General features: G+C 66.9%; 25 protein-coding genes. 13 read left to right on the top strand and 12 right to left on the bottom strand.

Annotation, left to right across the window (positions count from 1 at the left end; translation table 11 throughout):
- The first annotated feature begins 229 nt into the window (after positions 1 to 229).
- From A5775_RS19205 to A5775_RS19195, 3 genes are all read left to right on the top strand, one after another.
- Positions 230 to 2077, top strand: a complete 1848-nt coding sequence (locus A5775_RS19205) for a fatty acyl-AMP ligase (RefSeq protein ID WP_067255833.1) — start codon at positions 230 to 232, stop codon at positions 2075 to 2077.
- Between the two features lie 72 nt (positions 2078 to 2149).
- The gene (locus tag A5775_RS19200) at positions 2150 to 3382 is read left to right on the top strand and encodes a serine hydrolase domain-containing protein (protein WP_067255830.1); all 1233 of its coding nucleotides are present in this window, start codon (positions 2150 to 2152) and stop codon (positions 3380 to 3382) included.
- A gap of 38 nt (positions 3383 to 3420) precedes the next feature.
- Positions 3421 to 4098, top strand: coding sequence for a hypothetical protein (locus A5775_RS19195; protein WP_067255829.1), 678 nt, complete (start codon positions 3421 to 3423; stop codon positions 4096 to 4098).
- A gap of 7 nt (positions 4099 to 4105) precedes the next feature.
- Here A5775_RS19195 and A5775_RS19190 read toward each other — a convergent pair whose 3' ends face one another.
- Positions 4106 to 4876 carry an SDR family oxidoreductase gene (locus tag A5775_RS19190; RefSeq protein WP_067255827.1) on the bottom strand — a complete coding sequence of 257 codons (771 nt, stop codon included), beginning with the start codon at positions 4874 to 4876 and terminating at the stop codon, positions 4106 to 4108.
- Between the two features lie 59 nt (positions 4877 to 4935).
- On the opposite strand from A5775_RS19190, the gene A5775_RS19185 reads away from it, so the two are divergent.
- Complete coding sequence (locus A5775_RS19185; RefSeq protein ID WP_067255825.1) at positions 4936 to 5412, top strand: nuclear transport factor 2 family protein; 477 nt, start codon at positions 4936 to 4938, stop codon at positions 5410 to 5412.
- A gap of 75 nt (positions 5413 to 5487) precedes the next feature.
- Here A5775_RS19185 and A5775_RS19180 read toward each other — a convergent pair whose 3' ends face one another.
- Complete coding sequence (locus A5775_RS19180) at positions 5488 to 6225, bottom strand: DJ-1/PfpI family protein (RefSeq protein ID WP_067255823.1); 738 nt, start codon at positions 6223 to 6225, stop codon at positions 5488 to 5490.
- An 18-nt stretch (positions 6226 to 6243) separates the two neighbouring features.
- Positions 6244 to 7194 carry a GlxA family transcriptional regulator gene (locus tag A5775_RS19175; RefSeq protein WP_067255922.1) on the bottom strand — a complete coding sequence of 317 codons (951 nt, stop codon included), beginning with the start codon at positions 7192 to 7194 and terminating at the stop codon, positions 6244 to 6246.
- A 110-nt stretch (positions 7195 to 7304) separates the two neighbouring features.
- Between A5775_RS19175 and tpx the strand changes: the two genes are divergently transcribed.
- Complete coding sequence (tpx, locus tag A5775_RS19170) at positions 7305 to 7799, top strand: thiol peroxidase (RefSeq protein ID WP_067255822.1); 495 nt, start codon at positions 7305 to 7307, stop codon at positions 7797 to 7799.
- Between the two features lie 5 nt (positions 7800 to 7804).
- Here the strand turns inward: tpx and A5775_RS19165 are convergent, their stop codons facing one another.
- Complete coding sequence (locus tag A5775_RS19165; RefSeq protein WP_067255820.1) at positions 7805 to 8785, bottom strand: nitronate monooxygenase family protein; 981 nt, start codon at positions 8783 to 8785, stop codon at positions 7805 to 7807.
- Entirely contained in the window at positions 8782 to 9162 is a 381-nt protein-coding gene (locus tag A5775_RS19160; RefSeq protein ID WP_082953078.1) for an NYN domain-containing protein, read from the bottom strand. The genes A5775_RS19165 and A5775_RS19160 overlap by 4 nt, the downstream gene beginning before the upstream one ends.
- Before the next feature lie 127 nt (positions 9163 to 9289).
- On the opposite strand from A5775_RS19160, the gene A5775_RS19155 reads away from it, so the two are divergent.
- Together A5775_RS19155 and A5775_RS19150 are read left to right on the top strand one after the other, a co-directional pair.
- Positions 9290 to 10474 (top strand): acyl-CoA dehydrogenase family protein, encoded by a 1185-nt coding sequence (locus A5775_RS19155; RefSeq protein ID WP_067255816.1) that lies wholly within the window; start codon positions 9290 to 9292, stop codon positions 10472 to 10474.
- A 91-nt stretch (positions 10475 to 10565) separates the two neighbouring features.
- Positions 10566 to 11468 (top strand): NAD(P)-dependent oxidoreductase, encoded by a 903-nt coding sequence (locus tag A5775_RS19150; protein ID WP_067255920.1) that lies wholly within the window; start codon positions 10566 to 10568, stop codon positions 11466 to 11468.
- A gap of 82 nt (positions 11469 to 11550) precedes the next feature.
- On the opposite strand, the gene A5775_RS19145 is transcribed toward A5775_RS19150, so the two are convergent.
- Positions 11551 to 12000, bottom strand: a complete 450-nt coding sequence (locus A5775_RS19145; protein WP_067255814.1) for a nitroreductase family deazaflavin-dependent oxidoreductase — start codon at positions 11998 to 12000, stop codon at positions 11551 to 11553.
- 161 nt (positions 12001 to 12161) lie between these two features.
- Between A5775_RS19145 and A5775_RS19140 the strand changes: the two genes are divergently transcribed.
- From A5775_RS19140 to A5775_RS19130, 3 genes are all read left to right on the top strand, one after another.
- Positions 12162 to 13616 carry an aldehyde dehydrogenase gene (locus A5775_RS19140; RefSeq protein ID WP_067255918.1) on the top strand — a complete coding sequence of 485 codons (1455 nt, stop codon included), beginning with the start codon at positions 12162 to 12164 and terminating at the stop codon, positions 13614 to 13616.
- 392 nt (positions 13617 to 14008) lie between these two features.
- On the top strand, positions 14009 to 14656 hold the full coding sequence (locus tag A5775_RS19135; RefSeq protein ID WP_067255812.1) for a heme-binding protein: 648 nt from the start codon (positions 14009 to 14011) through the stop codon (positions 14654 to 14656).
- Positions 14657 to 14685: 29 nt separating this feature from the next.
- Positions 14686 to 15522: a class I SAM-dependent methyltransferase gene (locus A5775_RS19130; RefSeq protein WP_067255810.1), complete on the top strand. Its 837-nt coding sequence runs from the start codon at positions 14686 to 14688 to the stop codon at positions 15520 to 15522.
- A 52-nt stretch (positions 15523 to 15574) separates the two neighbouring features.
- Here A5775_RS19130 and A5775_RS19125 read toward each other — a convergent pair whose 3' ends face one another.
- Complete coding sequence (locus tag A5775_RS19125; protein ID WP_067255808.1) at positions 15575 to 15757, bottom strand: hypothetical protein; 183 nt, start codon at positions 15755 to 15757, stop codon at positions 15575 to 15577.
- 85 nt (positions 15758 to 15842) lie between these two features.
- On the opposite strand from A5775_RS19125, the gene A5775_RS19120 reads away from it, so the two are divergent.
- Entirely contained in the window at positions 15843 to 16508 is a 666-nt protein-coding gene (locus A5775_RS19120; protein ID WP_067255916.1) for a hypothetical protein, read from the top strand.
- Positions 16509 to 16538: 30 nt separating this feature from the next.
- Positions 16539 to 17384 (top strand): SAM-dependent methyltransferase, encoded by an 846-nt coding sequence (locus A5775_RS19115; RefSeq protein ID WP_067255805.1) that lies wholly within the window; start codon positions 16539 to 16541, stop codon positions 17382 to 17384.
- 11 nt (positions 17385 to 17395) lie between these two features.
- Here the strand turns inward: A5775_RS19115 and A5775_RS19110 are convergent, their stop codons facing one another.
- Positions 17396 to 18244: a family 16 glycosylhydrolase gene (locus A5775_RS19110; protein WP_067255803.1), complete on the bottom strand. Its 849-nt coding sequence runs from the start codon at positions 18242 to 18244 to the stop codon at positions 17396 to 17398.
- Positions 18245 to 18490: 246 nt separating this feature from the next.
- Here A5775_RS19110 and A5775_RS25535 point away from each other — a divergent pair, with 246 nt between their 5' ends.
- Positions 18491 to 18706 carry a hypothetical protein gene (locus A5775_RS25535; RefSeq protein WP_156660773.1) on the top strand — a complete coding sequence of 72 codons (216 nt, stop codon included), beginning with the start codon at positions 18491 to 18493 and terminating at the stop codon, positions 18704 to 18706.
- A 46-nt stretch (positions 18707 to 18752) separates the two neighbouring features.
- On the opposite strand, the gene A5775_RS19105 is transcribed toward A5775_RS25535, so the two are convergent.
- From A5775_RS19105 to A5775_RS19090, 4 genes are all read right to left on the bottom strand, one after another.
- A complete protein-coding gene (locus tag A5775_RS19105; RefSeq protein ID WP_067255800.1) occupies positions 18753 to 19922 on the bottom strand; it encodes a PPE family protein in 1170 nt (389 codons plus the stop codon).
- 29 nt (positions 19923 to 19951) lie between these two features.
- The gene (locus A5775_RS19100) at positions 19952 to 20251 is read right to left on the bottom strand and encodes a PE family protein (RefSeq protein WP_067255798.1); all 300 of its coding nucleotides are present in this window, start codon (positions 20249 to 20251) and stop codon (positions 19952 to 19954) included.
- Positions 20252 to 20612: 361 nt separating this feature from the next.
- Positions 20613 to 20813 carry a GntR family transcriptional regulator gene (locus tag A5775_RS19095; RefSeq protein WP_231995216.1) on the bottom strand — a complete coding sequence of 67 codons (201 nt, stop codon included), beginning with the start codon at positions 20811 to 20813 and terminating at the stop codon, positions 20613 to 20615.
- Positions 20806 to 21447: a carboxymuconolactone decarboxylase family protein gene (locus A5775_RS19090; protein ID WP_067255793.1), complete on the bottom strand. Its 642-nt coding sequence runs from the start codon at positions 21445 to 21447 to the stop codon at positions 20806 to 20808. Before A5775_RS19090 ends, A5775_RS19095 begins: the two co-directional genes overlap by 8 nt.
- Positions 21448 to 21449 lie beyond the last annotated feature (2 nt).

The raw sequence follows: 21449 nt of genomic DNA, 5'->3' as shown, positions 1-21449 counted from the left end.
AGCAACGTAACGGCCCTGGACGCCGCTCGCCGGTAGGCTACCGCCCACGCCGCCCGCCGGGCGGATCGGGTTGAGGGGCGGCGGGTACGCGCTCCGGGAGCCCGCACGCATCGCCTTCGCCGAACGGCCACCAGCCTCCACCGCAATCAGCGAATGCGGCGACCGCTCTTGGCGTTTGCCGCCTCGCCACAACCGGAATCGCCGAATCGGCTTGCTTAGACTTGCACTCATGGATCACGGTTCCCGGCACGACGGCGCCGGTGTCCCCGGCCTGCTTCGCATCGAGGACTGCCTGGCCGCCGACGGCCGGATCGCGCTGCCGCCCGACGTCAACCTGATATCGCTCATCGACCGCAACATCGCAAACGTCGGCGACGCCGTGGCCTATCGCTACCTCGACTACAGCGGCCCGGGCGACGGCCAAGCCGAAGAGGTGACGTGGAACCGGCTGGGTGTCCGACTGGACGCCATCGCCGCGCGCATCCAACAAGTCGCGAGTCGCGGTGAGCGCGTTGCGGTCCTCGCACCGCAGGGCATCGACTACGTCGCCGGGTTCTACGCCGCGGTCAAGGCCGGAACCATCGCGGTCCCGCTGTTCGCCCCCGAATTGCCCGGGCATGCCGAGCGCCTGGATACCGCGTTGCGCGATTCGAAGCCCACCGCCCTGCTCACGACCACCTCCGCGCAAGACGCCGTCGAAAATTTCTTGGCCGCCCACCCACACCTGGGCCGACCGCAGGTGATCGCCATCGACCAGATTCCCGACTCGGCGGGGGAGTCGTTCGTGCCGACCGGGCTCGGCATGGACGACGTGTCCCACCTGCAGTACACGTCGGGTTCCACCCGCCCGCCGGTCGGCGTCGAGATCACCCACCGCGCGGTGGGCACCAATCTGGTGCAGATGATCCTGTCGATCGACCTGCTGGACCGAAACACCCACGGTGTCAGCTGGTTACCGCTCTACCACGACATGGGTTTGTCGATGATCGGCTTTCCGGCCGTCTACGGCGGCCACTCCACGCTGATGTCTCCCGCCGCGTTCGTCCGCCGGCCGCTGCGGTGGATCCAGGCCCTCTCCGACGGCTCGCGGCGGGGCAACGTCGTCACCGCGGCGCCGAACTTCGCCTACGAGTGGGCCGCGCAGCGCGGCCTGCCCACCGGCGGCGAGGACATCGATCTGCGCAACGTGGTGATGATCATCGGCTCCGAACCGGTCAGCATCGATGCGATCACGACCTTCAACAAGGCATTCGCGCCGTACGGGTTGCCCCGCACCGCGTTCAAACCGTCCTACGGCATCGCCGAGGGAACGTTGCTCGTCGCGACCATCGCCCCTGAGGCCGAAGCGACGGCGGTGTACTTCGACCGCGAACAGCTCGGCGCCGGGCGCGCGGTGCGCGTACGGCCGGACGCTCCCAACGCCGTCGCTCAGGTGTCGTGCGGCCAGGTGGCACACAGCGAATGGGCCGTCATCGTCGACGCCGGCAGCGCTGCCGAATTGCCGGACGGCGAGGTGGGTGAAATCTGGTTGCAGGGCAACAACATTGGCCGCGGATACTGGGGACTTCCCGAGGCGACCCGGCTCGCGTTCGGCGCCAAACTGCGATCCCGACTCACCGACGGCAGCCATGCCGACGGCGCCGATCCCGAACGCTCCTGGCTGCGCACCGGTGATCTGGGTGTGTACCTCGACGGTGAGCTGTACGTGACGGGCCGGATCGCGGACCTGGTCACGATCGACGGCCGCAGCCACTATCCGCAGGACATCGAGGCCACCGTTGCGGAGGCGTCGCCGATGGTTCGACGCGGATACGTGTCGGCGTTTTCCGCACCGGCCGCGGGGAACCCGGGCGCCGACCGGCTCGTCGTCGTGGCCGAGCGCGCTGCCGGGACCAGCCGCCAGGACCCACAGCCCGCGATCGAGGCGATCCATGAAGCGGTGTCGCAACGACACGGTCTGACCGTCGCGGACGTGCGCCTGCTGCCGGCCGGCGCCATCCCGCGGACGACCAGCGGCAAGCTGGCACGTCGGGCTTGCCGCGCCGAATATCTTGGCGGCGGCCTGCACGCCCACTGAGTCCGCCGAGCGGAACTCCCAAAAGACCCTGCGTACGGGGGCGGCTGGCTAGTCTCCACTCGGAGGCGCGAGATGGTTCTCAAGATGAGGGTGTCGCCGGATTTGATCGGCGGCGACGTGGACGCCGGTTACGGCAAGGTGGCCGACGCTTTCCGCGCGACGCTTAGCGACGGCGCGGAAGTCGGCGCGGCCGTCGCCGTCTACCGCGACGGCGTCAAGGTGGTCGACCTGTGGGGTGGCTACCGGAACGGATTGACCAAGGATCCATGGCAGGCCGACACCATGGTGAACATGTTCTCCACGACCAAAGGCGTCGCCGCCCTGGTCATGGCGGTGGCGGTGTCCCGCGGACTCATCTCCTATGACGCCAAGGTCGCCGAGTACTGGCCGGAGTTCGCCCAATCGGAAAAGGCGGATGTCACGGTCCGCCAATTGCTGGGACATCAGGCCGGTCTGTGTGCGCTCAAACCGACTCCGACGCTGGCCGACGTGGCCGACCCGGAGCGGCTGTCGCCCATCCTGGCCGCCCAGGCACCGGCGTGGCGACCGGGCACCCGACACGGGTATCACGCGATCACACTCGGTTGGTATGAATCGGAGTTGATCCGCCGCACCGACCCCGCCGCACGCACCCTGGGCCAATTTCTGGCCGACGAGATCGTCGCGCCGTCAGGACTCGACCTCCACATCGGCCTGCCGGATTCGGTCGACCGCACGCGAGTCGCCCACGTGCACAACTGGGTGCGCGCGGAAACGCTGCTGCATCTGGGCGTGATGCCGCCGGGGTTCGTCGGCGCCTCGTTCAACCCCGTCGGCCTGACGGCGCGCACCGTCGCGGTCCCACGTGGGGTCAACGCGTTCAACGGTGACTACAACCGCGACGACGTCCGGGCGGTCGAGATCCCGTCGGCCAACGGCATCGGAACCGCCAGGTCGGTGGCGCGTATCTACGGCAGCGCCGCCGCTGGAGGTGCCGAGCTGGGCCTGGGCGCCGACACGCTCGAGGCCCTGGCGGCACCGGCGACCTCGCCGAGTCAGGGCGTTCGCGACAAGGTGATGCACATCGACGTGGCGTATTCGCTCGGCTTTTGTAAGCCGGTGCCGCACTTCACCTTCGGATCGTCGGACCAGGCCTTCGGCACACCCGGCTTCGGCGGGTCCTTCGGATGCGCGGACCCCGATACGGGCATCGGCTTCACCTATGTCATGAACCGGCTCGGGTTTCACCTGTGGAGTGACCCCCGCGAACTCGCGTTGCGGCAGGCGCTGTTTCGCGATGTGCTCGGGGTGCGCCCGCAGAGTTGACCGGCTCTTGGGTGCCATGAAGGTGGCATCCTGGCCATGTGGGCTTGATATTCCGGTTGGCGGAGCTGCTGATCGTCATCCTGCCGCTGACGGGCGCGATCGTGGCCGCGGTACGCGGTTTCGGCGCCTATCGGCGGCGCGCCGACCAGCAGCCGCGGGAGTCCGACCGGTCACCCATGCCCCACGCGCCCCCCTCGGGGGGCGCCACCAACAACCACGCGGCCCGGTGGCGTGCGATCCGGCGCGTTCTCGACGAGCACAACCGCACCGATGAGCGATGGCTCGAATACGAACTCGACGTCGCCAAGCTGCTGGACTTTCCGCTCATGACCGACATGCGTGATGCGCTGACGATCGCGTTCCACAAAGCCAAGCTCCGCGCCGACTTCCTGCGGCCCGTCAAGGCCGAAGATCTGCTCAACGACCCGGAGGCCGCCGCGCAATACATGGCCGCCGTCGAGGAGTACGCCACCGCGTTCAACGCCGCGGAAGCCGAAGCGATCCGCCGACGCCGCAACGATTTCTCCCGGGCCGACCAGCAACGGATTGCGCGCGCGCAGAGCCTGTTGCGGGTGGCGGCCGATCCCGCGGCGGCGGCACACGAACGCCAGCGCGCCTACGAGGTGGCCCGCAACGAGCTCGACGGTCTTTTGGTGCTGCCCTCGAGCACGCAGGCGAACATCGAGCGCGGGATCTCCGGCGAGATCGAGCGGTGATTGCGCGTTACGGGCAGCTGTATCCGCCGTCGATGACGAGGTCCGAACCGGTCATGTAGCTGGACGCCTCGCTGGCCAGATACAGGTAGAGGCCGGTGAGTTCCTCCGGTCGGCCGATGCGACCGAGTGGAATCCTCGGCTCCCACAGGCGGTGATACTCCTCGAGGGGCTCAACCAGTTCAGTGAGGATGTAGCCGGGACTGACGCTGTTGACCCGAATCTGGTGGGGTGCGAATTCGACGGCCATCGCCTTGGTCAGGTGGATGACAGCCGCCTTGGAGGCGCAATAGTGGCCAACCTGCTGCGGGACGTTGATGATGTGGCCCGACATCGAGGCCGTGGTGATGATGGCGCCGCCTTGCCCCTGCCGGACCATCGCCCGGGCGGCCGCCTGTGCGGTGAGAAAGACGCCGGTCACATTGGTGTTCTGGATGCGCTGGAACTCTTCCGGCGACATCTCCAGCATCGGGGTGACCGCGATGATCCCGGCGTTGCAGACCGCGACATCGATACCGCCCAACTCCGCGACCACCCGGTCCACCATGCTGTCCACCTGATCGGGTTGCGTCACGTCGCAACGGATCGGCACGACCTCGCCGTCACCGTCTGCGGCGAACTCGTCGGCGATGTGTTGCAAGGCTTCGAAAGTCCGCGCCGCGATGGCCACCCGAGCGCCGGCTTGCAGATAGGCATGTGCCACCTTCTTGCCGATACCGCTGGACGCCCCGGTCACCAACGCCCGCTTGCCGCGCAAGTCGAACATGTCCAACACGCTCATTCGATAACCCTATTCGCAACGAGCAACCCGAAACCGAAACACGTTCTAATGTGTCCGCTATGGGCAATTTCACCAGGGCAGAAATCGACAAAGCCGTCGAAAACTACACCAAAGTCGTCGAAGGGTGCAGCGCGTCGGGCGACTGGCGCCCCTTCGCGGATCTGTTCACCGAGGACGTCGTCTACACGGAACATCATTACGGGGTCTTTCACGGCCGCGAGGCTGTCCGGGACTGGATCGTCGCGGTGATGGCGCCGTTTCCGCACATGCGTTTTCCCAACGACTGGGTCGCCCACGACGAGGACAACGACGCCGTGGTCGTCATGATCAAGAACCTGCTGGATCACCCCACCGATCCGGACGGCGAACCGTTTTGGTTCCCCAACTGGACCCGGCTGGTCTACGCGGGCGACGGCTTGTTCTCCAGCGAGGAGGACATCTACAACCCCGACCGCGACGCGCCCCGGGTCGTTGCGGCCTGGATGCAGGCCGGCGGACAGCTCGCCACGACCGAGATCCTGGCGCCCCAGGGGTAAGCCTCTCCGCCGACCGTCCGATCTGCGACGCTTCACCGGCGTGTCGCGTCGCGAATTTCGCGCTCGGCATTGGCCTTAGCGCGCGACCAACACCCGCCTGCGCCGCCGCTTCCGGACCTTGCCCATCGCCTGCTCCCAGGCCAGCAAGGTCGTGGCCTTCACGGTGGCGGGCTTCACGCTGTCCTTGGACAGCAGCGCGGTCGCCGCGGCCTTCGTGGTCGCCGACGCCTTGGACATGTGGCCCGAATCGAACGGTGGCTGCGGGTCGTATTCGATCGCGAGTTGGATTGCCTTGGCGCGGCTTTCGCCGCCGATCTGTCCGGCCAGCCACAGCGCGAGGTCGAGTCCGGCCGAAACGCCCGCGCTGGTGACGATGTCGTCCTGATGCACGATTCGTTCGTCGGCCACGGGGACAGCGCCGAAGGCCTTCAGCGCGGGAAGCGTCAGCCAGTGCGACGTCGCCCGCCGCCCGTCGAGCAGCCCCGCGGCCGCCAGGATCACCGAGCCCGAACACACCGACGCCGTCCAGCGTGCGGTGCGGTGCGCGCGGCGCAGCCAGTCGAGCAGCATTCCGTCGCGCGCATGGACCGGGGTTGACGGGCCTCCCGGGACGAGAACCACGTCGGGAGAGGGTGTTTCGGCCAGCGAGTGCGTGGCGCCGATGACCAGCACCCCGGAGTCGGCGGTGATCGGCCCGGCTTCGTGCCAGACGAACCGCACCTCGGCGCCCGGCAGGTTGCGCAGCACCTCATACGGGCCGATCATGTCCAGCGCGGTGAATCCTGGATAGGCCACGATGGCGATCTGGGTCATTGGTGTCATCCTTTCCGGCTAAGCGAATGCCTTGCGGTACTGATCGGGCGAAATACCAACGCGGCGAAGGAAATTGCGTCGCATCGTTTCCGCGGTACCGAAACCGCATCGGTTGGCGATCGCGACGACGGTGTCGTCGGTCTCCTCCAACTGGCGGCGGGCGGCTTCGGTGCGGACGCGCTCGACGTACTGGCCGGGCGCCTCACCGATTTCGGCGGTGAACACCCGGGTGAAGTGGCGCGGGCTCATGGCGGCCCGGCGGGCCAGATCGTCGACGGTGTGCGGACGACCCGGTTCGGTCTCGATGGTCTCTTGCACCTCGCGGATCGAGTCGCGTTTGGCACGTGGCATCCACACCGGCGCCGCGAACTGCGACTGCCCACCGGGGCGGCGCAGATACAGCACGAGCCAGCGAGCAACCGTCTGGGCGACCTCGGTGCCGTGGTCCTCCTCGATCAGCGCGAGCGCGAGGTCGATGCCCGCGGTGACTCCCGCGGCGGTCCATACGGTGTCCGAGGTTCGGACGAAGATCGGGTCGGCGTCGACGTCGATGGCGGGAAACTCACTCGCCAGGCGTTCGGCGAACGCCCAGTGCGTGGTCACGCGCTGCCCGTCCAGCAGCCCCGCCTGGGCCGCGAGAAACGCACCGGTGCACACCGTCACCAGGCGGCGGGCGTGCCCGGCGACGGCCTTGACCCAGGCGAGGAGCTCGGCATCGGAGCGCGCCGCGTCGATGCCGGCCCCGCCGGGCAGCACGACCGTGTCGATCGGGTCGCCCGGATCCGGCAACGGTGTCGCCACGAAGGCCAGTCCGGTGGCCGTCGCCACCGGCTGGCCGTCGACCGAGGCCACGGTGACGTCATAGGTGCCGCCCGTCAACAACGATGCGGCGGTGAACACGTCGTGCGGCCCGACCACATCGAGCGCCTGCACGCCCGGATACCCGACGATCACCACCTTGCGAGGCATGAACCCAGTGTTGGACACGCCGGGGCGTGTCGTCTACGCCATGCACCCCACCAATTAGGAGATCCGGACCTGACCCCGGCCGCTCGCATCGGGCTTGGCAGACTGTGGCCATGGCACAGATAACCTTGCATGGAAACCCGATCAACACCGTCGGCGAGCTTCCTTCCGTCGGATCCCCGGCCCCGGCCTTTAACCTGGTCGGCACGGACCTGGGGGCGGTCGGCAGCGAACAGTTCAGCGGTAAGCCCGTCGTGCTGAACATCTTTCCGTCGATCGACACACCGGTGTGCGCCACGAGCGTGCGAACCTTCAACGAGCGCGCGGCCGCAAGTGGCGCGTCGGTGCTGTGCGTGTCGAATGACTTGCCGTTCGCGCAGGCGCGGTTCTGCGGTGCCGAGGGCATCGAGAACGTCAAGACGGGGTCGGCGTTCCGGGACGGCTTCGGGCAGAGCTACGGCGTCAGCATCGTCGACGGCCCGATGGCCGGACTGCTTGCCCGCGCCGTGGTGGTGGTCGGCGCCGACGGCAAGGTCGCGTACACGGAATTGGTGCCCGAGATCGCGCAGGAGCCCAACTACGACGCGGCGCTGGCCGCGGTGGGCTGATCCCGCTACCCGCTAGGCACCGTGCTGCCGGTGCCTAGCTCCCCGAGGCGGCCGGCCGTGGCGGCCAGTACCTCGCGGCAGCCTTTCCACATCTGCTCGATGATGTCGGCGGCCGGGGGCAGGTCGTTGATGCGGCCGGCCACCTGTCCGGTGTTGGCGACGCTGGCGTCCAGGTCGCCGTCGAAGTAGAGCCGCTGTACGCGTTGCAGTGCCGCGGCGCCCTCGCCGGCCGACGTCTCCGTATCGAGTCGCTCGGCGGCGGGCGTGCGGATGACGCGCATCATGCGTTTGCCGTCGAGGGGGAGCAGGACCGTGCCCGTCTCGTCGGCCTCGATGACCGCTTGCTTGAGGTTGCCGTGTACCGGGGAGTCCGCCGAGGCGAGTAGGCGCGTGCCCATCTGCACCGCCTCGGCGCCGAGAACGAAGGCCGCCGCCATGGATCGGGCATCGCAGATGCCTCCGGCGGCCACGATCGGCACGTCGACATGCGCCGCCACCAAGGGCAGCAGCACCATCGTGGAGGCCCCGAACCGGTTCTTGAATCCGCCGCCTTCGACGCCTTCGACCACGAGCCCGTCCACACCGGCGTCGACGGCCTTGCGCGCCGCGGCCAGGGTGCCCACCACATGAAACACGGTGATACCCGCGTCGTGCAGCCGATCGGTGAACAGCGAGGGGTCCCCGGCCGAGGTTGTCACGAACCGAATGTCATTGGCGACAAGCAAATCCAGCATCGCGGGATCGCGGTTGAACAGCAGCGCGATGTTGGCGCCCACGGCACCGTCGGTCAGGTCGCGTACGCGCCGCAGATCAGCTCGACCCTGATCCGAGGTGGTCTCGATGATTCCCAGGGCACCGGCGTTCGACACCGCCGCGGCCAGCTGGGCGCCGGCGATATAGGTCATCGGCGCCTGAATGATCGGGATGTCGATGCGCGCGAGGCTGCAGACCCGGTTGGGCGGGGGGCTTCCGCTGCCGGTGGTCATCGCGCCCGCGGGTCGACGAGGTCGCGAAAGCTCTCCGACCGGTGCACCGATGCGCCCAGGCTTCGCACGCGTTCGCTCAGTGTTTTGTCCGATGTCACGACGCGAATGTCGTGCGGGTGAGCGTCGGCCTGAACCAGCCGGACGATCTCGTCGTCGGCCGAATTCGCGGCCGCGTGGGGCGCATGGGCAATTTCGACCACCGACGACGTGATGGCGGCCGAGGGCGGACGTTCGAACACCACGGTCACACCGTCTCCTTGGGTGGCTGCCCATCGGTCCAGGCACTGCACCAGCGCGACCATGGCACCATTGCGATCCTTCCACCAGCCATCGGGGCGGCTCCCGATCACGTTCATGCCGTCAACGATCCAGCGCACGCATACACGGTAAAGCGCCGCGGCGTGACACGCGATTTTCGTTCGTCGAGCCTCGGCTGGTTGATACGGTCACCGATGTCAGTTTCCTCCACGGATACCGCCGCATCCCAATGACGGGAAGGGCCATATGACGTCGATCGCCGACACGGATGACCGGGTTGTTTCGCTGGCGCGCGGTATGCGCGAGCTCGTGGCCGCCCAGGCCGCTGAATCCGAACGAATGCGCACCTTGACTCCGGCGATCGTCGATGAGATGTGGGCCAGCGGGCTGATGTCCGCGCTCAACCCGGTCGCAGCCGGCGGTGTCGAACCGTCGTTCACCGAGATGATCGAGACCTGGATCGAAATGGCCTGGCAGGACGGTTCATTCGGCTGGGTGGGAATTGCCAATCTGCCGTCGTCCTTCGCCGCTGCGGCGTACTTGCCGGACGAGGGTTTCGCCGAGGTGTTCACCGCCCACGACAACCGCGTCACCATGGGCGGGCAGTTCTTTCCCAACGGGCAGGGAGCCGCCGTCGATGGCGGTTACCTCGTCAACGGAGCGTGGAACTTCGGCTCGGGCACCGGTCACTCGCAATACATCGCGGCCGGATTCCTGCCGATGGACAACGGCGAGATGCGTTGGATCAGTGAAGGTTTTCCCGAGATGCGGGTGGCCATCATTCCCCGGTCGGAGATCAGCTTCAACGACGGCTGGTATGTCCAGGGGCTCAAGGGGACCGGTTCCTACGACTACAGCGCCGCCGATGTGTTCGTCCCCGCGAACCGCACGTTCGAACTCTTCACGCGCCGGCCGCACCGCGGGACGTCGCCGGCCACCCGGATGGGGCTGATGCCCGTCACCGCCGCCGGGCACGCGTCGTGGGCGCTGGGTGTCGCCAAGAGCATGCTCGACGACGTGCACGAGCTGGCCGCGACGAAATTCCGGATGAGTGACATGGCATCGCTGGCCAGCCGCCCGACCTTCCAGAAGGGGCTGGCGCATCACCGCGCGGCCTGGCGTGCGGCGCGTCTGCTGGTTCTCGACGCGTTCACCACCGCCGAGGCCGCGGTCGCGTTAGGGGAGGAGCTGACGCCGGCCCTGCGCGCCGACATGCGGGTGGCCGCCGTCTACGCCACCGACATCGCTCGAAGCTGCGCCGAGTGGGCCCACCTGGTCGCCGGGACCAGCTCGATCCGGGAAGGCAGCCGGCTGGAGCGCGCGTTCCGGGACATCTACACCGGAACCCAGCACGCCTTCATCAGCGAGAAGGTGGCCATCGACGTCGCGCAGATATGGCTCGGCATCATCGAAGACCAGCCCGGGCTGTGAGTCGCCGACGCGGGTGTCGTCGGCCATCGCGGGTCTGCGAACGTTGACGGATCCACTGACGGCCAACCAGGTCCTCGCTAGCATTGCGCGCATGCGCGGTTCGAAAATCCTGATCACCGGTCCGACCGGCCAAATCGCCACCCCCATCGCCCGGGCACTCGCGGCCGACAACGAGGTCTGGGGAATCGCCCGCTTCACCGACCCCGCCGCGCGAGAAGGCCTGGAGAAGGCCGGGATTCGCTGCGAGAAGGTGAATTTGGCCGGCGGCGACTTCACTGCTCTGCCAACAGATTTCGACTACGTCCTCAACTTGGCGGTGGCCAAGAGCGGCAGTTGGGACAAAGACCTGGCGGCCAACGCGGAGTCGGTCGGCCTGCTGATGGCCCACTGCCGCGAGGCGAAGGCCTTCCTGCATTGCTCGTCGGCCGCCGTCTACGACCCACCGGACGACGACCCGCGCAGCGAGCGGTCCGCGCTGGGAGACAACCACAAGCCGCTGTTTCCCACCTATTCCATCTCCAAGATCGCCGGGGAGGTGGTCGCCCGTTCGGTAGCGCGGGTAATCGGATTGCCCACCACGATCGCCCGGCTCAACGTCCCCTACGGCGACAACGGCGGGTGGCCGTTCTATCACATGGAGATGATGCTGGGCGGCATCCCGATCCCGGTCCCGCCCGGTGAACCCGCCCGCTACAACCCGATCCACGAGGACGACATCATCGCCACCATCCCCAAGCTGCTGGAGGTCGCGTCGGTGCCGGCGACCACGGTCAACTGGTGCGGTGACCAGACCGTGAGCCTGCAGGAGTGGTGTGGCTATCTCGGCTCACTCGTCGGCAAGGAGCCGATTTTCGAGGCGAGCGAACAAGCGCTACGCGGCAACCCGACCACCATCGACCGGATGCACGAGCTCATCGGCGGCACGACGGTGGACTGGCAGGAGGGAATTCGCCGCATGGCGGCCAAGTTCCACCCCGAACTGGTGGGCGTCTAACCGCTTGCAGCGCAGCCCTATTCGTCGACCGCGTTGAGTTCGAAGCCTGACGCTGCGGACCGCCGGCGCCCTGCCGGCGAGATCATGACAATGACCCGTCCTGTTCCAGCTCGAATATCGGGATGGTGCGGGTGGTTTTTGACTGGTAGTTCGCGTACGCGAATGCCGGTGCAGCCACGTTGATCTTGGGGATAACCACCTCACGTTCGGACGGGTCGAGCTCGCGCGCTACGACGTCGAACGAGCCAGTGGCGACCTCAACGCGCGCCCTCGGGTTGGTCCGCAGGTTATGCGCCCACGCCGGGTTGACGTCGGCGCCGCCGTAGCCGGCGACGATCAGCAGCCTGCCATCGATGCGAAACGCCACCAATGGCGAAATCCGCGGCTCGCCGGACTTCGCGCCCGTCGTAGTGAGTAGCAACAGCTCATTGTCGTCGAATCGCCCCCCGACCTTGCCGGCGTTGGCGCGAAACTCGTCGGTGACATTGCCGTTCAGCGTCTTTAGCGTCTCGGGATCGGGTTTCTGAGCCACTCCACGCAAAGCTGCTTGGGCGCACCGCTTATTCCCGTCGCCAGTTTGACCAGGGTTTGGCGACCAGCGCTTGACCCTGGCATGCGCTCGGTGCTAAGCAAGTGCTCAGCACCGAGCGCATGGGGCGCTGGGCGCGAGAGTTTGCCTACGAAAGGGAACAGATGACGGTGCAGGCGGTACTGGACGACATTCGAAAGCGCCCCGGAACGGGTGACGTCATCGCGGTCATCGATCCCGCGACCGAGGAGACGATCACCGAATTCACCGATTGCGGGCAAGAAGCGGTCAACGATGCCGCCGCGCGGGCGAAGGAGACGTTCGAGTCGGGTGTCTGGTCCGAGCTTCCGGGTCGCGAGCGGGCCAAGATCTTGTGGCGGATCGGGGAGATGATCGACGAACACGCCGAGGAGTTCGCCCAGCTCGACTCGCTCAACACCGGCATGCCGCTGATGCAGGCGCAGTTGCAGATGTCGACGGTGTCGGAGTTCTTCCGCTACTACGCCGGTTGGTGTTCGAAGATCAACGGCGTCGCCTACGACGTGAAGACCGACGGCATCGCGACCGACAAATACGTCAACATGCACGCCTACACGCTCAAAGAGCCATACGGCGTGGTGGGCCTGATCTTCCCGTGGAACGGCCCGATCTTCAACGCCAGCGCGAAGCTTGCGCCGGCCCTGGCCGCGGGCGGCAGCCTGCTCGTCAAGCCGGCCGAGGAGACGCCGCTGTCGGCGCTGCTGCTGGACAGGCTCATCCACCAGGCCGGCGTGCCCGAGGGCGTCGTCAACCTGCTGACCGGTTACGGCCACACCGCGGGCGCCGCGATCACCGCGCACCCCGACGTCCAGAAGGTCGCCTTCACCGGCTCGACCGAGGTCGGCAAGGAGATCGTGCGGGCCTCGGCCGACAACCTGAAGAAGGTCACGCTCGAACTCGGCGGGAAATCGCCGGTGCTGATCTTCGACGACGCCAACCTGGACAACGCCATCATGATGGCCTCCCTGGGTATCTTCGTGCACTCGGGCCAGGGCTGCGTGTGCGGGTCGCGCATCTTCGCTCAGCGCGGCGTCTACGACCGGGTCGTGGAAGGCATTGCGATGATGGCGAATTCGTTCAAGCTGGGCGCCCCCAGCGAGGAGGGCTGCGTCAGTGGGCCGCTGATCAGCCAGAAGCAGCTGACCCGGGTCATGGGATTCATCGACGAGGGCAAAAAGGACGGCGTCGAGGTGGTCACCGGCGGCCACCGCCTGGACCGCAAGGGCTACTTCGTGCACCCGACGGTGCTCACCAACGTCGACACGAGCATGCGGCTGTACCAGCAGGAGATCTTCGGGCCGGTGGTCACCATCCTGCCGTTCGACGACGAGGACGAGGCCGTGGCGCTGGCCAACGACACCACCTACGGCCTGGCGGCCACCGCGTGGACGGAGAACCTCGGTCGGGCCCACCGGATCATGAGGAGACTGCAGGCCGGCAGCGTTCAGGTCAACTGCCAGTTGGTCTTCGACCACGATGTGCCGTTCGGGGGCTACAAGCAGTCCGGCTGGGGTCACGAGTTCGGTAAAGAGGGCCTGGAGATCTACCTGAAGACGAAGTCGGTGTGGGCTCAGCTCTAGACCTATCGTCTCAGAACGAAAAGTCCCGGACCGCAAGCAGGTCCGGGACTTTTCCGAGGTAGAGGCTTCGTTGCCGATCGACACGGTTGATCTGTTCCTGGATGCTGGTCGGCACGATGTTCATCTGCTGTCTTCCTTTCGTGGGGCGCCGTCTCGTTGGCGTCGTCGTTGCGCCAAGTACAGGCCCGCGAATCGGCTAGCTACCCATCCCGACCGTCGCGCGCGACGACGGCAGCGCTACCCCTGCCTCGGCCCGGATGGCAAGGGTCGGGTGGCACCGGTATCAAGGAGTGAGCTCACTTGTGGCACCCGGGCGCGGGTGGGTCAATGCAGAGAGACGCCCGCGACCGCCGGGGGATCGCGTCCGCCGCTTGACCCGAGGGAGGGTCCCCATGATGAACCCGATCAAGCTCGCCGAGCAGGTCGCCGAATCGGTCCTGGCGGTGGGCGGCATCCGGGTGGGCACCGAGGAGCCGGAGTACACGCACCGCCGACTTACCGACACCGTCGAGATCCGCCGCTACGGTCCGCGGATTGCCGCCGAGACGGTTGTCGAGGCCGACGAGGACCGCGCCCGCAACGAAGGGTTCCGGCGATTGGCGGGATACATCTTCGGCGGTAACCGGCGCGATCAATCGATCTCGATGACGGCACCGGTCAGCCAGCAGTCGAGCCGAGGCGGCGAGCGGATCGCGATGAACGCACCCGTCGCTCAATCCGCCGGCGCCGAGCGTGGCTGGGCGATCCGGTTTTTCATGCCCGCCAAGTGGACGATGGAGACCCTTCCCGCGCCCAACGATGACCGGGTCCGTCTCGTCACAGTGCCGCCCGCGATCGTGGCGGTGCTGCGATTCAGCGGTGACCGCAGCCCCAAGGCGGTCAGCGCCCGCACCGGCGAGCTGTTGACGATATTGCGGGACAAGGGGATTCAACCGACCAGCGATCCCGAGGCCTGGTTCTACGACCCACCGTGGACGGTGCCGATGCGACGTCGCAACGAGATCACCGTCGCCGTCGATCCGGCCTGCGTGCCCGACTAGCCGGCACGGCACGGTTACGGTTTGACGTGATGAATCCTCGCGACAACCCGCACGTGGATGCCGGGCTGCTGACCGGCGTCTCGGAAACGGCGCTTCTCACCCTTTACGGACGGGCATACCAGGCCGGGCACCCGGACCCGATCATCGACGACCCGACGGCCGTCAGTCTCGTCGAGGCCATCGACTTCGACTTCGAAAAATTCGGCCGCAAGGGCCAGGAGATGGCGCTGCGCTCGCTGGCCGTCGACCAGTGCGCGATCGACTACCTGACCACGCACCCCCGGGCGACCGTCGTCGCGCTTGCCGAAGGCTTCCAAACGTCCTTCTGGCGCCTGAACCGTGCACTGCCCGACCCGCAATTCACGTGGGTCTCGGTGGACTTGCCGCCGGTCGTCGAACTTCGACAGCGCCTGCTGCCGCATTCGGCGCGCATCACCCACCTCGCGCAATCCGCGCTCGACTACGGCTGGATCGACAAGGTCGACGCCGACCACGGCGTGTTCATCACCGCCGAGGGCCTGTTGATGTACCTGCAGCCCAGCGAGGCGCTGGGGCTGATCGCCCAGTGCGCCAAGAGCTTCCCCGGCGGCCAGATGTTCTTCGACCTACCGCCGACGATCGTCAAGCGCATCGCGCGGAACGGGCTGCGTTCGTCCAAGCGCTACCGGGTGCCGCCGATGCCGTTCAGCCTCTCGGGGCGTCAACTGGCGAAATGGGCGCAGACCACGCCCGGCATCCGCGCCGTGCACGACGTGCCGATGCCCAAGGGGCGGGGCGTGTTCTTCGAAACCCTGTACCCCGCGTTGTGGCAGTTCCCGCCGATGAAGCCCTACCGCGGGATCTACGCCCTCCTCGAATTCGGTTGAGCCTCAGCCGACCTTGACCACCAGCTTGCGAGCAGGGCTTCATCGTGCTGGATCACTTCGGGGGGTCGTTGATCCACATCCGGTTCGTGGGGTCGAGCGAAATCCAGTCGACGCGCACGAGCGCCTGGCCATCGCCGAGCTCGGGGATCGCCTCCTCGCTCAGTTCGAAAGTCTTCGGGCCGCTGCGTCCGGTGGGTCGTTCGCGAAGCAGGAAGCGACGGTTTCGTCCTGGCATTAGCGCGCACCGCACCCTCAGCGCACGCGGGCGTTCTACCCTGCACAAGAAGGCCGCTCGACAGGAGGTGCGCTCGATGAAAATGATGGCGCGAGTTGTCCTGGTATCGATCGCCGCGATCGCGGTGGCCGCTTCCGTCCAGCCCGGGCCCGCGGACGCCGATCCGCCGCCCACCCAGGTGATCGCGGTGATGGCCGTCGGGCCCGGCGGCGAAGCGATCAACGGCTATCACGTGTTGTCCGGACCGGACAACGTCGGGCAAGCCAGCGACTGCTCGGAGCCGTCACCGTCGGCGGCGGCCGACAACGTCTACTACTGTTCGCCGAGTGCGGCCGGGGCCGGCACCTGCTGGCCGTCCACGCCGGGATCGCTGCTGTGCGTGGACAATCCGTGGGACAGGCAGCTCCACCGAGTGAGGTTCGACGGTCAGCTTCCGCCCGTGCACGCGACCGTCAATCCGGACCCGTTCGCGCTCACCCTCGACGACGGCACCCGATGCCTGCTGCGCAACGGCGGCGCGTGGGGTGGGCGGCCCGATGGCTATGTCGGCGTCTACGGATGCGGCGGCCCCGGCAGCGACCTCGCCGTGCTGTGGCTGCCCAGCCAGGGCGCTGGATCCTGCATCGACCGCTCCTCGGCGGCGTGGACCGTCAAGGTCGGTCGCCTCGGCGCACCGGACGCCGTCCTTCCGCCGCCTGCGACCCGCGCCGTGACCGAAGCCTGGCTTGCCGGGGGCAGGGCTAGTCAGTAGGGCGGCGCCGGGGCTGCTATAACGCAACGTATGGCAGGCGACGCACACACCATCACCCATGTTTCCGACACCGCCCGGTGGACGGCTTTGCACCGGGCGACGGAATCCGCCCGCCCCGATGCGCTGTTCCGCGACCCACTCGCGGAACGCCTCGCCGGTGCACACGGTCGCGCGATCGTCGACAACGTTCGCTGGACGGATCGCAGCGGTTTTTGGCTGGTCGCGCGGACCAAGCTCATCGACGACGCCATCGCCGACGCGCTCGCGAACGGCTGCGACCGGGTGCTGAACCTGGCCGCCGGCCTGGACACCCGGCCCTACCGCTTAGACCTCCCACCCGATCTCACCTGGGTCGAGGCCGATCTACCCAAGCTGCTCACGGAGAAGACGCGAGCACTTGCCGACCAGAGCCCGCGCTGCCGGCTGACTCGCACAGCGGTCGACCTCGCCGACCCGCGCGCCCGAGACGCTTTCTTCAACGACGCGCTCGACGGCGCGACGAAGGCCTTCGTGCTGACCGAGGGGCTGTCGATGTACTTGGAGGCCTCCGATATCGCGGCTCTTTCGGGTGCGATCAAGCGACCCGAGGTCGCCTGGTGGATGCTCGATTTCGCCTTCCCCGGCCTGGAGAAGCGGATCAACAAGAACGTCGCCGGGATCTCGGAAAACGCACCGTTTAAGTTCGCACCCGAGAACGGGTTGGCCTTCTTCGAAGACCTCGGCTGGCGGACCGTCGAAGCGGAGTCGGTGCTCGTGGCCGCTCACCGGCTGCATCGTTTACCGATATGGATGCGCCCTCTTGCCTGGCTGCCCAAACCGGATCTACGACGTCCGGGCGGCAAATCGTCGAGTGCGGTCGCCCTGCTTACCCACTGAGCCGCATCCCTCTACCAGACGCGGATCCAGTCGATGAGCATGTCGGCGGGGTAAGTGCCCGAGCCGGGGTCGCCCCCGCCGGAGCCGGCCACCGCTAGGTTGAACACCGGATAAGCGGTGTAGCCCGCGCCGTTGAACGGCCAATCCGGCAGGGAACTGGCCGGAACGTCGAAGTAGGGTTGCGCGCCGTCGGCATAGTCTTTCCAGAACCGGATGCCGGCCTCATCCCACTGGCATCGCCACGTGTGCCATCCGTTGTCCACCGCGATGTTGTGGGTCTTCCATTCGCCGCCGTTGGCCTTGGCGTGGACGGTGGTGGCCGAGGGCCAGTTCCCGTTGCCGTACCACTCCATGACGTCGATTTCGCCCTGGTCGTCATTGCCTAGCCAGTAGGCGGGCCAGGCGCCGGCGGTCAGGCAGTTCAGCTTGATCCGGGCTTCCCAGATGTGGCCGACCCCGCCACGCCAAAGGCTCTGAACCTTGCCGCTGTAGTAAGTGGGGCCGTCCTTGGCAGCGCGCAGGACCAGATTGGACTTGCCGTCGAGAAACACGTTCCGGCGATCATCGCGGTACTGGCCGATGTTCTCGGGCCGCTCCCAAAAGGTCGGATCCTTGATCGTCTCGCGCGCCTTCGCCACCGCCCATTTCGAGCCGTCGGGCGCCGAGCCGGCCGGACCATCGAATTCGTCGGCGAAGACGTAGGTGCCGGACTGGCCGCTCGGCGCGGCAGGCGCCGGTATCCGCCCGGCGGGTTCATCCCGTCCGGCCGGGTAGGCCCAGGTTTTCGGGGCGGGCAGCGCGGCCGCCAGCACGCCGATCCCGGTCGTCAAAATCATGCGGCGGCGATCGATCTGCGGCATAAGCAAGGGACCCTAGCAGCCAACCGTGCACGATGTTAAAACGGGAATTGTCGGAGGCCGCGGCTATGGTTCGAAACGCGGCCGGGCCACCACCGGCGGCAGCGCGGCAGTGGCACCCGAACGACGTTTTAGGAATTCACGGCCAATTCTCATCTTGACGGATGGTTTGGTCTCAGGATTCGGCGGGCATTCTGGAATCACGATCCGATAACCACTGTTCTAGCTTTTCCGGGTGGTCTGAGAGGAGTGACGATCGTGGCGCATACCCAAGAAGGCACGGTTATCTTCCTTCAGTCCCATCCGGTATGGGCCGCCGCCCAGCGTCGTGAACGCGAACGTAGTGAAGCGATGCGTCGCCACCCCTCGTTTCGCGCCCGTCAGCGCGCCGCGGCCTCGGGAAGCGCGGTCATTCCGCTGATCCGCAACTTCAAGGCTTACTCGAGCAGTAACACCCCGGCCTGATCCTTTTTTTGATACTCCGGGGCATTCGCACCACTCACTGATCCTCCTAGCCGGCGGCCGGCGGCCTCGCCATCACCACCGGCTTGAATCCGTATGCCGGAAGACTGCGCCCGCCCAGGCCGCCACCCCCTGGCCCAAACGGTGTCATCGGCAGTGCGTGTACGCCGCTGGCGGCGGCAGGCGCCGCGCCGCCGACGCCGTTCAGGGCCGCTACCGCGGGGCTGGTCACCGCCGTCACCGGGACCCAGCTCGGCGGCACCGATAACGCGCCCAACGGAAGCGCGCGTCCCAGTCCGGCCACCGCGGCCGCGGCATTTCCGCCGGCGCCCGCGGCGGCGGATCCCAGCGCATTAGCTCCCCCCTCGACCGCTTTGGCAGCCGAGGCGGCGGCGGGCGCCAGGCCTTTCATGAATGTCGTCACGGAAACAATGGCGTTGGTGGCCTGCGCGGTTGCCGTCGCCGTCGGCATGAATGGACCGAGATACTTGCTGTACATTGCGACCATATCGTCGATCATCGTGTATTCCGAAATATAGTCGTCGACCGATTTGAGCGTCGTGGGCGCCGCCAGTGTCTGCAAAGTGTCAGGAGTCCCGGAGTTGACGCTCGCCAACGCGTTTTGCGCGGTGCCCTGTGCCGAATTTTCCTCGGCGGCGGCGACTGCGGCAGCCTGTTGAGCCGTCCCCAACTGGTTGGCCACGTCCGCCGGTTCCTCGAATTCGGCCAACTGCGCCGCTGTCGCCGAGGAACCCGCATACGCGTACATCGCCGCCGCGTCCTGAGCCCACATCTCGAAGTAGTCCGCCTCGGTGGCCGCAATCAGCGCCGTGTTCTGCCCCAGGATGTTCGTCGCCGTCAACGACGCGAGCAGCGCACGGTTGGCGGCGATCGTCGGGGGAGGGACCGTCATCGCGAAAACGGCCTCGTAGGCGGCGGCAGCGAATGTCGCCTGGCCGGCCGCCGACTCGGCATGCACAGCGCTGCTGTTCAGCCACGCCACATACGGGGCCGCGGCCGCAACCAGCGACGTCGATGCGGGGCCCAGCCATGCACCGCTGGTCAGCCCGGAAATCACGGACTGGTGACCCGCCGCGGCGTGGTGCAGCGCCGCGGCCAGCGACGCCCACGCCGTCCCGGCACCAAGCAGCGGGCCCGACCCTGGGCCGGCATAGATGCGCGCCGAATTGACTTCGGGCGGCAGCAATCCATAGTCCACTTTCCTAGTCCCCCAGTACCCGTGAGCGCTCAGCCCGCCGACGCCGCGTTGGCCGCCTCGGTCGCCGCATACGAGCCGGCGCTGGCGGACAACATCAGCGCCAACAGGTCCCCAATCGCGGCTGCGCGTGCACTCAGTTCCTGGAACCGCTGGGCATGGGCGGCGAACCGCGCCGCCGTCAGGACTGACACCTCATCCGCCGCCGCCGGAACGACCGCGACCGTCGGGCCTGCCGCGGCCGTGTTCTCAGTGTTCAGCGCGGTGCCGATCGACTGGAGATGTGCGGCCGCGGCCGACAGCTTGTCTGGAGTAGCAAATACGAATGACATCCGATTTTCCCTTCGTGACCCTGGACTGGATCGAATACGTCGACGTGTCCGGCTGTCCCGAGACGCTATTCATCGGGCAGTGGCGAACTCAACGCGTCCGGTGCCGCTAAAAGGGCCCTGAACTTTACTTTTCGTGCACGCTCTCATTGATTTTAATTGCCCTACCGTGGTTCGATAAACCGTTTCCGTCCAATTTGTGAATTTGCTATAGAAATATATGTGAGAAGCGAGAAAGCATATGTTGCTGCTGAACATATGTGTTCTATTTCAGTTTGGGCTCGAATATTGACGGCGTGACTTTCGGCGCTTCACAGCGAACGGCGCATCCCGATGCCCCCGTCCTGGGTGCGGGATTGACAACTCATCCCCGTACGGTGACCAGGCCGTCGGCGGCCAAGGCCCGCAACGCTTCTCGCACCGGGGTGCGGGACAGGTCGAACATCTCGCCGATGCGCTGTTCGACCAACCGCGAGCCGGGCTCGAACTCACCTTCAGCGACGGCGCGCCTGATCAGCCGGTACGCGAGCTCCGAGCGGCCGTCCATTTCACTCACGTCAGTCACGCCCGGACGTCGCGGCGCCGATGTCGAGCACTCCGCCCCCTTCGGGATCGGCGACCTCGACGGTCGGGTCGTCGACGTCGTCGAATTCCAGCCGCAATGCCCGGGACATGATCGCGTGCATCACGTACATGGTTGTGGTGTAAGTGAATTCGAGGATCTCGGCGTCGGTAAAGACCTCCCGCAACTGATCCATCAACCGTTCGGGCACCCGGCCGTGGTGTCCCGCAAGGCAATCCGTGTAGGCCAGCAACAGCCGCTCGGTCCGGTCGAAACAGTCGACGGTCTGCCAGGACGGTATGGCCGCGATCTTCTCCTCGGACAATCCCGCCGAGCGGCACGCCTTGCAATGTTGCGAGAAGACGAACTGGCTGCCGACCACCCAGCCCGCCCGGATCTGGCCCAGCTCACGATGATCGGCGCGGATGGACACCTCTTCGCGGTACAGGCGGAATCCGCGCACGGCGTGACGCAGGGCGGCGGGGGACTGAGCCATCACCGTCCACCAGTTGCCGGGGGTACCGCCGACGGCACCGGGCTCGGCCACCGGATCGCGGTCGCCGAACATGAAGTCGTACATCTTGAGCGTGAATTCGTCGCTGACTTCGCTCCGCGGGATCGGCTTCAGACGCGGCATTG

The sequence above is a fragment of the Mycobacterium sp. 852002-10029_SCH5224772 genome, from assembly GCF_001667315.1.
Lineage (GTDB): Bacteria > Actinomycetota > Actinomycetes > Mycobacteriales > Mycobacteriaceae > Mycobacterium.
Note: the sequence above shows the minus strand (reverse complement) of the source record. Positions and strands in the feature narration are given on the sequence as shown.